The organism is Saccharothrix deserti, from assembly GCF_009769385.1.
GTDB classification, from domain to species: Bacteria; Actinomycetota; Actinomycetes; order Mycobacteriales; family Pseudonocardiaceae; genus Actinosynnema; species Actinosynnema deserti.
Window position 1 is genome coordinate 165,884 of record NZ_VKAB01000026.1, and the last position, 13,484, is coordinate 179,367.

The 13,484-nt window shown below is 70.8% G+C and carries 11 protein-coding genes; 1 reads left to right on the plus strand and 10 read right to left on the minus strand.

Annotated elements, in window-relative coordinates; translation table 11 throughout:
* Nucleotides 1-1,302: a CoA transferase gene (locus FM051_RS35025; protein WP_202919177.1), complete on the minus strand. Its 1,302-nt coding sequence runs from the start codon at nt 1,300-1,302 to the stop codon at nt 1-3.
* A gap of 62 nt (nt 1,303-1,364) precedes the next feature.
* On the opposite strand from FM051_RS35025, the gene FM051_RS35030 reads away from it, so the two are divergent.
* A complete protein-coding gene (locus FM051_RS35030; protein ID WP_158850998.1) occupies nt 1,365-2,534 on the plus strand; it encodes a cytochrome P450 in 1,170 nt (389 codons plus the stop codon).
* Between the two features lie 101 nt (nt 2,535-2,635).
* Here FM051_RS35030 and FM051_RS35035 read toward each other — a convergent pair whose 3' ends face one another.
* The 9 genes from FM051_RS35035 to FM051_RS35075 form a co-directional block, all read right to left on the minus strand.
* Nucleotides 2,636-3,640: a sugar phosphate isomerase/epimerase family protein gene (locus FM051_RS35035; protein WP_158851000.1), complete on the minus strand. Its 1,005-nt coding sequence runs from the start codon at nt 3,638-3,640 to the stop codon at nt 2,636-2,638.
* Complete coding sequence (locus FM051_RS35040) at nt 3,637-4,776, minus strand: Gfo/Idh/MocA family protein (RefSeq protein ID WP_158851001.1); 1,140 nt, start codon at nt 4,774-4,776, stop codon at nt 3,637-3,639. The genes FM051_RS35035 and FM051_RS35040 overlap by 4 nt, the downstream gene beginning before the upstream one ends.
* A 46-nt stretch (nt 4,777-4,822) precedes the next feature.
* Nucleotides 4,823-5,869 carry a substrate-binding domain-containing protein gene (locus FM051_RS35045; protein WP_158851003.1) on the minus strand — a complete coding sequence of 349 codons (1,047 nt, stop codon included), beginning with the start codon at nt 5,867-5,869 and terminating at the stop codon, nt 4,823-4,825.
* Nucleotides 5,870-5,959: 90 nt separating this feature from the next.
* Nucleotides 5,960-6,955, minus strand: coding sequence for an ABC transporter permease (locus FM051_RS35050; protein ID WP_158851109.1), 996 nt, complete (start codon nt 6,953-6,955; stop codon nt 5,960-5,962).
* A 5-nt stretch (nt 6,956-6,960) separates the two neighbouring features.
* Nucleotides 6,961-8,490: a sugar ABC transporter ATP-binding protein gene (locus tag FM051_RS35055; RefSeq protein WP_158851005.1), complete on the minus strand. Its 1,530-nt coding sequence runs from the start codon at nt 8,488-8,490 to the stop codon at nt 6,961-6,963.
* Complete coding sequence (locus tag FM051_RS35060; RefSeq protein ID WP_158851007.1) at nt 8,487-9,698, minus strand: ROK family transcriptional regulator; 1,212 nt, start codon at nt 9,696-9,698, stop codon at nt 8,487-8,489. Before FM051_RS35060 ends, FM051_RS35055 begins: the two co-directional genes overlap by 4 nt.
* Before the next feature lie 225 nt (nt 9,699-9,923).
* The gene (locus FM051_RS35065; protein WP_158851009.1) at nt 9,924-11,129 is read right to left on the minus strand and encodes an ROK family transcriptional regulator; all 1,206 of its coding nucleotides are present in this window, start codon (nt 11,127-11,129) and stop codon (nt 9,924-9,926) included.
* 133 nt (nt 11,130-11,262) lie between these two features.
* Complete coding sequence (locus tag FM051_RS35070; protein ID WP_158851011.1) at nt 11,263-12,606, minus strand: WD40 repeat domain-containing protein; 1,344 nt, start codon at nt 12,604-12,606, stop codon at nt 11,263-11,265.
* 62 nt (nt 12,607-12,668) lie between these two features.
* Nucleotides 12,669-13,217, minus strand: a complete 549-nt coding sequence (locus FM051_RS35075; protein ID WP_158851013.1) for a DUF6939 family protein — start codon at nt 13,215-13,217, stop codon at nt 12,669-12,671.
* Nucleotides 13,218-13,484: the final 267 nt, after the last annotated feature.

Below are 13,484 nucleotides of genomic sequence, written 5' to 3' on the forward strand. Positions count from 1 at the left end.
TCAGCGCCAGCGTGGTTCGTCGGTGCCCCAGAGGGTCGGTGGGTGTTCCCACGTCCCGTCGTCGGTCAGTGGCGGGCGGGCGTGGCGGAGGGTGCCGTAGGGAGATGCGGTTTCCACCAGCCACGGTTCGGGGTCGTAGTCGCCTTGGGCGGGTGAGGGTTCGATGTCGTGCAGGAGCCACGACGCGGTGCCGGCCAGGGACAGCCTGAGGTGTCGGCCTCGTTGTTCGGTGAGGGCGCGCAGGACGGCGGCGGCCAGCAGGTAGCCGGTGCCGTGGTCGAGGGCCTGCGCCGGGAGCGCGCCGGGCGTGCCGTCGGTGCTTTCCGCGCTTTCGACGGCCGCGATGCCGGTGGCGGCTTGGACGAGGCTGTCGAAGCCGCGCCGGTCGGCCCAGTCGCCGGTGTAGCCCCAGGCGGAGAGCTGGGCGATGACCAGGTCTGGGCGTTTGTCGTGCAGGGCTTCGGGGGCCAGGCCGTGGCGGTCCAGTGCGCCGGGTCGGTAGCCGGTGACGACGACGTCGGCCTGGTCCAGCAGGTCGTCGAACGTCTGCCGGTCGTGGCGGGTGGTGAGGTCGAGGAGGGTGGAGCGCTTGCCCATGCCGGTGTCCGCGTAGGCGTCGGGGTGTTCGGGGAGGTTCGGTGAGTCGACGCGGAGGACGTCGGCGCCCAGGAACGCGAGGGTGCGGGTGGCCACCGGGCCGGCGATCACCCTGGTGAGGTCCAGGACGCGGACACCTCCGGCGGGGCGGGATGACGGTGGGAGAGCGCGTCTTTCGGCGTTCGTGGGGCGGGTTTCGACCAGTGGGCGTCGTGTCTGATCGGGTTCGGTCGCCACCGCGACGGCCAGGCCGCCCGCGGCGTAGACGGTTTCCTGGACTTCCGCGGCTTGGCGGGTGGCCAGCGCGCGTTCGAGGGCGGTTCGGTCTTCGGTGACGTCCAGGGCTTCGAGCAGGCGGGCCCGGTGGTGCGGGTAGTTGGCGTGGGTGCGGACCCAGCCGTCGGCGGTGCGCCAGAACCCGGACAGCGGCGCGAACGCGGCGCCGGTCCGGCCGTTGATCCGCAGGTGGCGTTCGCTGATGAACGCCGTGGCGACGGCGGCCTCGTTCACGGTTACCGGTGGTATCGGGGTGTTGTTGCGTCGGGCCGCGAGTTCCGCCGCCGCGAGCGCGCACACCGCGACCGTGGCGCGTGCCATGTCCCGCACGGGCAGGCGGGCGTTCAACACGTCTGCCGCCTTGTAGTCCACGGTCAGGTCGGGTCGACCGCCGAGCGCTGTCCAGGCGTGTGCTGTCACCGGGTCCATGCGGGCAGTGTGCTTCTTCTCGCGCCCATCAGCTGTGCGTTACGGCTATAAGGTCGATCACCATGGACTACCCGATCGCGCGTCGTCCCGGTTTCGACCCGCCGGCGGAGTTCGCGTCGTTGCGCTCGCGATCGCCGGTGTGCCCGGTGTCGTTGCGGCACGGCCAGGAGGCGCACCTGGTGACGCGGTACGACGATGTGCGTGCGGTGTTGCGGGACCACGACCGGTTCAGTTCGGACCCGAGCACGCCGGGTTTCCCGCAGCTGCGGCCGGTGGTGGACCGCAAGGCCGCGCCGGGGAGTTTCCTGGTCACCGACCCGCCCGAGCACACCCGGTACCGGCGGATGCTGACCGGTGAGTTCACGGTCCGGCGGATGAACGCCTTGCGGCCCGAGGTGGAGCGCATCACGCGGGAACGCCTGGCGGCTCTGCGTTCGGGGCCTCGTCCGGCGGATCTGGTGACGGGGTTCGCGCTGCCCGTGCCGTCGGACGTGATCTGCCTGCTGCTCGGCGTGCCGGTGTCGGACCAGGAGTTCTTCTCGACCCGGAGCCGGGCCCACCTGAACCGGTCGTTGTCGGCGGAGCAGGTGCAGGCGGCGTTGGACGAGCTGCACGGGTACTTGGAAGACCTGATCCGCGCCCGCCGTGCGTCGCCGCGGGATGACCTGATCAGCCGCCTGGTGCGGGAGCCGGGGTTGACCGACGAGGAGGCCGTCGGGATGACCGTGCTGCTGCTCGTCGGTGGTCACGAGACGACCGCGAACTCCATCGCGCTGTCCGTGCTGGCGTTGCAACGGGACCGGGCGCAGTGGGAGGCGTTGGTCGCCGAGCCCGATCTGGTCGAGAACGCGGTGGAGGAGCTGCTGCGCTACCTCAGTCCCGTGCACCAGGGGGTGGTGCGGGCGGTGGCGGGTGAGGCGGCGGTCGGCGGGACGGTTCTGGGTGCGGGCGAGGGCGTGATCGCGTCTTTGTCCGCCGCCAACCGCGACCCGGCGGCGTTCCCCGAGCCGGACCGCCTCGACCTGCGGCGGAACGCCAAGGCGCACCTCGCGTTCGGCAGCGGGGTGCACCAGTGCATCGGGCACCTGTTGGCGCGCTTGGAGATGCACGTCGCCCTCCGTGCCCTGGTGACTGAACTGCCCACCCTGCGCCTGGCCGTGCCGTTCGAGGACGTCGAGTTCAAGTTCGACGCCCCCATCTACGGCCTCCGGTCACTGCCGATCACCTGGTGAGCCGAACGGCCGCCCGCGGACCCCACCGCGGGCGGCCGTTCTCCCCTTCCATTCCCCCGTGTCCAGTCCCCGTGTCCAGTCCCCGTGTCCAGTCCCCGTGTCTATTCCCCCGTGCTGAACGCGGCGTCGAACGAGGCGGACGGTGGGTCGAACAGGTGTCGTCGGATGAACCCGACGGCCTCCTCGGCCCCGCGCAGCCGGTCCATGCCGGCGTCTTCCCACTCCACCGAGATCGGTCCGGTGTACCCGATGGCGTTCAACGCCCGGAACGACTCCTCCCACGGCACGTCGCCGTGCCCGGTCGACACGAAGTCCCAGCCACGCCTCGGATCGGCCCACGCCAGGTGGGAGCCGAGCCGCCCGTTGCGCCCGTCGAACCGCTTCTTCGTGTCCTTGCAGTCCACGTGGTAGATCCGGTCGGCGAAGTCGAGGATGAAGCCGACCGGGTCGAGGTCCTGCCAGATGAAGTGCGACGGGTCCCAGTTGAGGCCGAACGCGGGCCGGTTGCCGACCGCGTCCAGCGCGCGCTTGGTCGTCCAGTAGTCGTACGCGATCTCCGACGGGTGCACCTCGTGCGCGAACCGCACCCCGACCTCGTCGAACACGTCCAGGATCGGGTTCCACCGCCGGGCGAAGTCCTCGTACCCGGCGTCGATCACGGCCTGCGACACGGGCGGGAACATCGCCACGTACTTCCAGATCGACGACCCGGTGAAGCCGACGACGGTGTCCACGCCCAGCCGCGCCGCCGCCCGCGCCGTGTCGGCCATCTCCGCGGCAGCACGCTCACGCACACCCTCTGGCGAGCCGTCACCCCAGATCCTCGCGGGCAGGATGGCCTGGTGGCGGAAGTCGATCGGGTCGTCGCACACGGCCTGGCCGACGAGGTGGTTGGAGATGGCGAACACCTCCAGCCCGTACTGCTTGAGCATCGCGCGCTTGGCGGGCACGTAGTCGTCGTCCGCCAACGCCTTGTCCACCTCGAAGTGGTCGCCCGAACAGGCGATCTCCAACCCGTCGTAACCCCACCCGGACGCGAGCCGGCACACCTCCTCGAACGGCAGGTCGGCCCACTGGCCGGTGAACAGCGTGACCGGTCGGCTCATCGGGTTTCTCCAATCGTGGTCCACGTCGACTGCTGCCCGGCACTCTCCTCCACCGCCGCCAGCACCCGCTGCACCCGCAGGCCGTCGGCGAAGCTCGGCGCGGGGTCGACATCGCCGCCGATGGCCGTCAGGAAGTCCGCCACCTCGTGCGTGAACGTGTGCTCGTAGCCGATCAGGTGACCGGGCGGCCACCACGCGCCCACGTACGGGTGGTCCGGCTCGGTCACCAGGAGCCGCCGGAACCCGGCCGCCGACCCGTCGTCCTCGGAGAACACCGACAGCTCGTTCATCGACTCGAAGTCGAACGCCAGGCTGCCGCGCGTGCCGTTGACCTCCAGCCGCATGGAGTTCTTGCGCCCCAAGGCATACCTGGTCGCCTCGAACGTGCCCAGCGCGCCGGACGAGAAGCGGGCCAGGAACACGGCCGCGTCGTCCACGGTCACCTCGCCGCGCCCGTCGCCGTCGGGCCGTGAGCGCACGAACGTTTCCGTCGTGCCGCTGACCCCGGTGATCAGGTCGCCGGTGACGTACTGGGCGGCGTCCACGATGTGCGCGCCGAGGTCGCCCAAAGCTCCCGAACCGGCGTGTTCGCGCCGCAGCCGCCACGTCATCGGCGACTCGGGGTCGGACAGCCAGTCCTGCAGGTACACCGCGCGCACGTGCCGGATCTCGCCGATCCGGCCTTCCGCGACCAGCTTGCGGGCCAACGCGATCGCGGGCACCCGGCGGTAGTTGAACGCGACCATCGACCGAACGCCCCTGGTCGCCGCCTCGGCCGCGGCGGCGGCCATCGCCTCGGCCTCGGCCACCGTGTTGGCCAGCGGTTTCTCGCACAGCACGTGCTTGCCGGCGGCGAGCGCGGCGAGCGCGATCTCGGCGTGCGTGTCGCCGGGGGTGCAGATGTCGACGATGCCGACGTCGTCCCGGGCGACGAGCGCGCGCCAGTCGGTCTCGGCGGCGGCCCAGCCGTACTTGGTCGCCGCTTCCTTGGTGCGCACCGCGTCACGTCCGCCGAGAACGGCCAGCCGGGGCGTCAGGGGCACGTCGAAGAACCGGTGGACGCTGCGCCAGGCGTGCGAGTGCACCGCGCCCATGAACGCGTGGCCGACCATGCCCACGCCGATCTCTTCCGTCATCAGCAGCCTTTCGCAGCAGTGTCTTACCCAAAAGGGTCGGACCGGGTCAGGAGTCGAACCCGACGTCGAGGTACTGGTCGACGTTCTCCTTGGTCACCACGGCGGAGTAGGTGGTGATGGACGCGGGGATGTCGTGTTCGGCCATGTCGCCGATGCCCTTGGTCTGGCCGAGCAGCCTGGCCAGCGCGATCGCCGAGGACGCCATCGACGGGCTGTAGAGCACGGTCGCCTTGACCACGCCGCTGTCGGCCTTGATCAGGTCCATCATGTTGCGCGAGCCCGCGCCGCCGACCATGACGAAGTCCTTGCGGCCGGCGCTGTCGATCGCCGCCATCACGCCGATGCCCTGGTCGTCGTCGTGGTTCCACAGCGCGTCCAGCTTGGACGCCGACTGGAGCAGGTTGGCCGTCTGCTGCTCGCCCGACTCGGACGTGAACGACGCCGAGACGCGCGGGCCGACGGAGAAACCGGCGCGCGCCAACGCGTCGCGGAAGCCCTTGCTGCGCTCCTGGGTCAGCGGCAGCGAGTCGATGCCCGCGATCTCACCGATGATCGGGTTGCCGATGTTCTTGGCCTTCATCTGCGACACGATGTACTCGCCCGCGTTGACGCCCATCCGGTAGTTGTCGCCGCCGATCCACAGCCGGTAGGCGAGCGGGGTGTCGAAGACGCGGTCGACGTTGATGACCGGGATGCCCGCGTCCATCGCCTGGCGGCCGACCTCGGTGAGCGCCTTGCCGTCGAACGGCAGCACGACCAGCACGTCGACCTTGTCGTTGATCAGCGTCTCGACCTGGCCGATCTGCTGGTTGACGTCGTTGGTGCCCTCGGTGGCCTTGAACGTGACGTCGGAGAACCGGTCGGCCTGGGCCTTCGCGTTCTTCGTCATGGCCGCCATCCAGCCGTGGTCGGCGGCGGGCGCGGAGAAGCCGATGGTGACCTGCTTGCCCGGCTGGGTGTTCTCCCCCGATCCGCCCGCGACGGCGTTCGGCGCGGTGTTGGCGGACTCGTTGGACGTGCACCCCGCGAGGAGTGCCGCGGTGCCTACGGCGGTGGTGCCCCAGAGGAAGCGGCGGCGGTCTAGTGAGGGCATGGCTGTCTCCCGGGCGGTGTGTCGGGTTTGGAGGTGCCTCGGTGCGTCAGGGCGTCAGTGCGTCAGTGCGTCAGTGCGAGTGCGCGAGTGTCAGGTGGCGTGGGCGCGGCGGCGGGTCGTGGTGCGCTGGAGGAGCACCGCGGCGACGATGATCACGCCCTTCGCGATGTTCTGGATGTCGGTGTCGAGGTTGTTCTGGGTGAAGATGTTGCCCACCACGGTGAAGATGAGGACGCCGATCAGCGTGCCGATCAGCGAACCCCGGCCGCCGCTGAGCAGCGTGCCGCCGATGACGACCGCGGCGATGGCGTCCAACTCGTAGAACATGCCGTTGGTCGAGGCGCCCGAGGTGGTGCGGGCGACGACCATGAGCGCGGCGATGCCGCAGCACAGTCCGGCGATGCCGTAGACGAGCGCGGTGTGCCGCCGGACGTCGATGCCGGCCAGGCGGGCTGCTTCGGCGTTGCCGCCGACGGCGAACGTGCGGCGGCCGAACGTGGTGCGGTTGAGCACGACCCAGCCGACCGCGAACACCGCGGCCAGCATCCAGATCAGCACCGGGATGCCGAGGATGTCGCCCCGGAAGAACGTGGTGAACCCGGTCTCGGTGACCACCTGGGTGCGGCGGCCGGACAACCGTTCGGCCAGGCCCTTCGCCGACGCGTACATGGCGAGGGTGGCGATGAACGGCACTACCTTCCCGTACGAGATCAGCAGCCCGTTGACCAGGCCGCAGCCCAGGCCGACGAGCAGCGCGCACAGCACCATCACGACCGGCCCGTAGGACTGGGTGGCGACGGTCGTCATCCACACGCCCGCCAGCGCCACGATCGACCCGACGGACAGGTCGATGCCGCCGCTGATGATCACGAACGTCATGCCGACGCTGACCACGCCGATCGCCGCGGCCAGCCGCAGCATGGTGGAGATGTTCGCCTCGGTGAGGAAGCTGTCCGGTCGGGTGGCGTAGCCGACGATGCACAGCACCACCAGCACGCCCAGCAGGCCGGTGAGCCTCAGGTCCAGGTTGCGCCGGTGCTTGGGCCGCTCCTGGGGCGGGGCGGATTTCGGGTCGAGGACCGTCACGTCGCTCACTGGACCTCCTCGGTCGCGGCACCCTCGGTGATGGCACTGCCCGCCATCACGATGTCCAACACGGCGGACTCGGTGAGCTCGTCGGCCCGCCGGTCCGCGACCACCTCGCCGTCGCGCAGCACCAGCACCCGGTCGGCCAGGCCGAGCACCTCGGCGACCTCGCTGGACACCAGCACCACGGCCACGCCGGCGGCGGCCAGTTCGTGGATCACCCGGTACAGCTCGGCGCGTGCGCCGACGTCCACGCCGCGCGTCGGCTCGTCCAGCAGGAGCACTTTGCAGCCCCGGACCAGCCAGCGCGCCACGACGGCTTTCTGCTGGTTGCCGCCGGAGAACTCGGCGACCAGCCGGCGCGGGTCGGCGGGCCGCAGGTCCAGTCGTTCCAGGGTGGCCTTCGAGTCCTTCAGCTCACGGGCCCGGTCCATGAAACCGGCGCGGCTGTAGGCGGGGAGGCTGGACAGGGTCACGTTGTGCGCGACCGACAGGTCCAGCAGCAGGCCCTGGGCCTTGCGCTCCTCCGGCGCCAGGCCGATGCCCGCCTTGACGGCCGCGACGACGCTGCCCGGCTTGACCGGTTTGCCGTCGACCGCGACGTGGCCGGCGTCCGGTTTCCGGGCGCCGAACACGGTTTCCAGGATCTCGCTGCGCCCCGCGCCGACCAGGCCCGCGATGCCCAGCACCTCTCCCGCGTGCACGTGGAAGCCGATGTCGGAGAACTCGCCCTTGCGGGTCAGGCCGGTGACCGTCAGCACCTCGCGGGTGGTGTCCACTGTGGACGTTTCGCGGTGCGGGAAGACGGTGTCCACCTTGCGGCCGGACATCAGGTCGACCAGCAGGTCGGTCGGTGTGTGCGCGGGCAGGTTCGCGGCGACGGTGCGGCCGTCCTTCAGCACGGTGACCCTGGTGCCGATGCGGCGGATCTCCTCCAGGCGGTGGGAGATGTAGAGAACGGCGACGCCGTCCTTGGTGAGTTCGCCGACGATGCGGAACAGGTTGTCCACCTCGTCGGCGGCCAGGGCGGCGGTCGGCTCGTCCATCACGATGAGCCTGGCGTCGTGGGCCAGGGCGCGGGCCATGGACACCAGCTGCTGACCGGCGGCGGACAGCCGGCCCACCTCGCGGTCGGGGCTGATCTCCGGGTGACCCAGGCGGGCCATCAGGGTCCGGGTGTGGTTGCGGGCCGCTTTGCGCCGGGTGAAGCCGAACCTGGTCGGCTCGTGGCCGAGGAAGACGTTCTCCGCGACCGAGATGTCCGGCACCAGGTCCAGTTCCTGGTACATGGTGGCGATGCCCAGCCGCAACGCGGCCACCGGTGACGGGAGGGTGGCCTTGTCGCCGCGCCAGGTGATCTCGCCGTCGTCGGGCTGGTGCGCGCCGGAGAGCACCTTGATCAGGGTGGACTTGCCCGCGCCGTTCTGGCCGAGCAGGCAGTGCACCTCACCCTCGGCGACCTCCAGGTCGACCTGGTCCAGGGCGCGCACGCCGGGGAAGGTCTTGCCGATGCCCGTCATCGTGAGCAGCGTCATGCCACGGTTCCTTCCTGCCGGGCACCTTCATGTGGACTGTCCTGCTTCGGGGTGCCTTCCTTGACGGGCACGACGGTCGGGTCGTCCAGCACGCGGCGCAGCGCGGCCAGGGCCGCACCCCTCGCGCCCGCGGCGAAACCGAGGGTGGAGGCGGTGACCGGGGTCTTCCCCTGCTTCTGCGGCGCGACCAGCCAGTCCTGGAGGGCGGCGAAGTAGCCGCCGAGGACGATCTTCTGCGGGTTGAGCAGGCTGGTGAGGACCGACAGGCCGGCCGACAGTGCGGCGGCCGTGCGGTGCAGCGCGTCGAGGGTGCGCGCGTCACCGCGTTCGGCGCGGGTGCGCAGGATGGACATGCGTTCGCCCTGCGCCAGCTCCGGGTTGTGGACCTGGTCGTGGAGCGGCGCGCAGGCGTGCAGGAACGCGTCCAGGCCCACCTGGGTCTCCCAGCAGCCGCGTGTTCCGCAGGCGCAGTAGGTGCCGCCGAGCGGGTCCAGGACCACGTGGCCGACCTCGCCCGCGCGGTTGTCCGCGCCGCGCACCAGGACGCCGTTCGCGATGACGCCCGCGGCCACGCTGTGGTCGCCGTGGAGGTAGACGAGGTTGTCGACCGGGTCGGTGTCGTGTTCGGCGCAGGCGGCGAGGTTGGCCTCGTTGTCGATGTCCAGCCGGGTGATGGGCAGGCCGGTGCGTGCGGCCAGACCGTCCACGACGGCCACGTCGCGCCAGCGCAGCCGGGTGGCGGTGGCGGTGCCGGTCGTCCGGTCGGCCCGGCCGGGGATGGCGACCGTGACGCCCGCCCAGTCCGCTGTCGCCACGTCCATGAGGGCTTTCCTGGTCAGGTCGGCCAGTTGGTCGAGGGCGTGCTCCGGGGCGCTGGTGTCGCAGCCCGCCTGCCGGCGGAGGTGGACCTCGCCGGTCAGGTCGGTGACGGTCGCGCCGAGGTGGCCGGGGTGGACGTCCAGGCCGATGCCGCAGACGGCGCCGGGGCGTAACCGGATCAGTTGACCGGGTCGGCCCTGGGTGGTCGTGGTGCCCGCGCGTTGGGTCAGGCCGCGTTGTTCGAGGTTCGTCAGGAGCGGGGAGACGGTGGCCTTGGAGAGGCCTGATCCGGCGGCCAGTTGGGCGCGGGAGAGGGGGCCTCGGGCGCGGAGCGTGCGCAGGAGGAGGGCGAGGTTGACCTCGCGCCTGCCTTCGGTCTGCGCCTGCATCGTCTCTCCGACTTCGTTGAGGGAGTCGATCGAATGAGGTGGTCCAGCTCACGTTCTGGGGTGAGTTGCGGCCGATCCTGGCAGTTGACTGCACGGTCTGACAAGAACTTCGACCCACTTTTGTCGGTTCGTTGCAAAAGTCGGCTGTATTTTGACAGAAGCTCGTAATTGCTTTCGCAAACCCGACTGAGGTGCGCGAACGTTTCGAGGGTGGTGCGAGTCGGGTCAGCCCGCCGGCGAGAAGGCGCGGTCGGTCGCGGACCAGGCGGCGCCGGTCACGCCCGCCAGGTCGCCGAGCTCCGACAGCACGATGGGCAGGTTGCCCGTGGCCAACGGCAGCGAACGGCGGTAGACGGCGCTGCGCACCTCGGCCAGCAGGGAGTGGCCCAGCCGCGAGACACCGCCGCCGATCACGACCATGCCCGGGTTGAGGAAGCTGACCAGCGACGCCACCACGTGCCCGAGCCGCCGGCCGCCTTCGCGCACCAGGTTGGCCGCGGCGAAGTCGCCCGCCGCGGCGGCGGTGCCGACGTCCTCGGCGGTGAGCACGCCCTTGTCGTGCAGGGCGGTGGCGAGGGCGACGGAACGCCCGCTGCGGGCCAGGGTCGTGGCGTCACGGGCCAACGCCGCGCCGCCGAAGTAGGCCTCCAGGCACCCGACCTCGCCGCACGCGCAGGCCGGGCCGAAGTCGTCCAGCCTGATGTGCCCGATGTCGCCCGCGGTGCCTGCCACGCCCCGGTAGACCCGTCCACCGAGGACTATCCCGCAGCCGATGCCGGTGCCGACCTTGACGAAGATCAGGTCTTCGAGGGACCGGGCGACGCCCGCGTGGCGTTCGCCCAAGGCCATGGCGTTCACGTCGTTGTCCACGGTGACCGGGCAGCCCCAACGGCCGGCCAGCTCGTCCCGCACGGGGTAGCGGTCCCAGCCGGGCATGATCGGCGGCGCGACCGGCATGCCGTCGCGGAAGCTCACCGGACCCGGCAGGCCGATGCCCGCGCCGATGAGCCTGCCCGGCGCCTTCGCGTAGACGAGGTCGGCCAGCTCGGCGACCCTGCTCAGCACCTGCGCCGGGCCGCTGCGGACGTCGCAGTCCTCGCTGCGGCTCTCCAGCACCTCGCACCGGCCGTCGGTGACCGCGACCGTCACCGACGTCGCGCCCACGTCCACACCCAGCACGCGCAGGTCGTCGGCCAGGTGGACCAGCGTCGACCGCCGCCCGCCCCGGCTCGCGGCCGGTCCGCCGATCTGCACCAGGCCCACGTCCACCAGCCGGGCCAGCTCGGCGGTCAGCTTGGCCCTGGGCAGCTCCAGCCGTTCGCCCAGCGCTACGCGGGACATCGCGCCCTCGTCGCGGAGCAGCCCCAGCAGCTCCGACTGCCTGCCGGAGACCACCCGCGGCTGCTGGCCGCTGCCCGTCGCGCTGCTCATGGGACCAATTTACGGCCAGGTGGTCACAGCGCCGGATCCCATCCGCGGACGCCCCGTTCACCACGGCGAAGCTGTGCCGCTGATCCACGTCCGATCTTCACGTCGAGCACCTCCGGACGTTCCACCTGCCGGATCACGCGGGACCGACGCCGACGGCAGGAGGACGCAGGTGCGCGGGCGGTTCCGCCGGCAGGCCCACCGGCAGGACGCGGACTTCCCCGTCGGAGCGCTCACCCTCGCTCCCGTAGACGAACCAGCGGCCGTCCGGGGACCACAGGACGTCGGTGATGTAGGTGTTGGGGCGGTGGCGGAGGACGACCTCGCCGTCGGCGAGCCGTCGGACGCACAGCTCGTCGCCGGTGTCCTCCCACGGGCCCTGCTCGAACGACCCGCTGGTGGCGAGGTACGCCCCGTCGGGACTGAGGTCCAGACGCCCCACGACGGTCGCGACGTTCGGGATCGTGTCCACGATCGTGCCGGCGCGCGGGTCGATCACGTACACATCCGGGCTCTCCGCGGTGACGAACACGAGGGATTCGTCCTCGGTGAAGGTCGCTCGGGCGGCCGTCAGCTCGTCGGGCAGCGGCACCTCCACGGGTTCACCGCCTTCGACCCGGATCTCCGCGCCGGGGAACAGGCTGACCTCCACCCGGAGGCGACCGGTGCGGGAGCGCGCGAACCCCTGCTCGACGGGCACCTCGACCGCGGTCCGGGCGTCCACGTCGTACGCCTCCTGCCGGACTTCACGCGCATACAGGTCCGTGAGGACGACGACGTGCCGGCCCGGCAGCCACTTCAGGAACCAGGTGTAGGTGCGTCCCAGCGTGAAGCGGTCGTGCTCGGACCAGTCGACGCAGTCGTACACCACGATGTCGTCGCCGTAACCCGTGACCGCGAGGAACCGGCCGTCGTCGGAGAACGCCATCTTGTCGGGCGCGCCGGAGCCGAAGGGGCGGAGAACCGCGGGGGCGTGCACGTTCGGCAGGTGGGGCAGGTCCTCGGCGCGCGGGTTGTCGGCGTCCACGGGGTACCACGCGTCGCCCCAGCCGTCGCCGGGGTCGAGGTGCTCGATCCAGGTCGCGTCGGTGACCCGGACGACGTAGTCCGCCTGCACCAACAGGTCCTCGTCGGCCCAGTGACCGAGGCGTTCGTAGTAGAAGTCCTTGAGCTCGGCCCAGTCCTCCTCGGTGGGCGGGTCGTTGCGCACGGCGGTCCGCTCGACGTGCTCGACGAAGAACCGGGCGTGCTCGACCACCCACTGCCGGTCGAGGAGCTGGTCGACGGAGACGACTTGGCGGATCGCGTTGTCGCGGCGCGGCGACCTCAGCAGACCGAGGAAGAACCCCGGGTCGCGTTCGGGCGGCGAGAGGTAGTGCCGGGCGGTGGTCTCGTAGTAGACGACGAACACCCGCAACCGCACTTCACGACGTTCGCGATCGACGCCGAGGACCCGGACCCCGAAGATATCGGTCGACATGTCCGCGCACCGTAGTGGCAGCCACTACACGGAACGCACACAAACTCCCGACACGGCGGTGATCACGGCCAGCGGTCCTCCAGGTACGCGGCGATCAGGGCGGCGTGGGACAGCGGTGTCTTCAGGTCCGCCACGTCGCCGTTCGTCGTGTAGTCGAGGAGCACCACGTCACCCTGGCCGCTCAACTCCTCCAGCGCAGCCACTTCCTCCGCCGCTCTGTGCTCCAGGACCCATCGGTAGGTCGGCAGGTAGATCGCGCGGCGGGCGTCCTCATAGGACAGGAGCCGGTCGCCGTCCAGTCCCTCCCGGTGACCCCGGACCCCACCGAAGCGCCGGACCGTGCGCTTCAGCCCCGTCATGGTCTTCACCTCGAGCTTCCCCGGGTCCACGTCCGCGCCCTCGAAGACCTTCAACGCCTGCCAGACACCCTCCACCGACTGCGCCGTCACACCGGGCGTGAACGGCACCGGTATGCCGCCGTGCGGGTAGAACGGGCTCAACCGCACCCACGGCTGCACCCCCTTCGACGTCACGTCCACGACGGACGCACCGGGATACGCCTTCGCGAGCCAGGTCGCACCCCGCCGCCTGCTCGCCACGTGCACCGCCACCGTGCCACTCCCCTCCTCGACACCGCGATGGTGTCAGAGGGGTACGACAACGGCGGGATGCGTCACCGGCCGCCAGGACCGAGCGGGGTGTCCGATGTGGACAGCGGTGCCGGGTCGGGTTCTAATCAGTTCTGGGAGTGAGCCATCCGGCAGACTCCTGGTCGGTAGCCGACCGGCAGGTGAGCACTCTCGGGTCCTGGACGTCGAGTCCTGTTGAAAGACCGTGCCCCTGCCGGTGGGCCGGGAGAGTTGATCGCTGCTGGGATG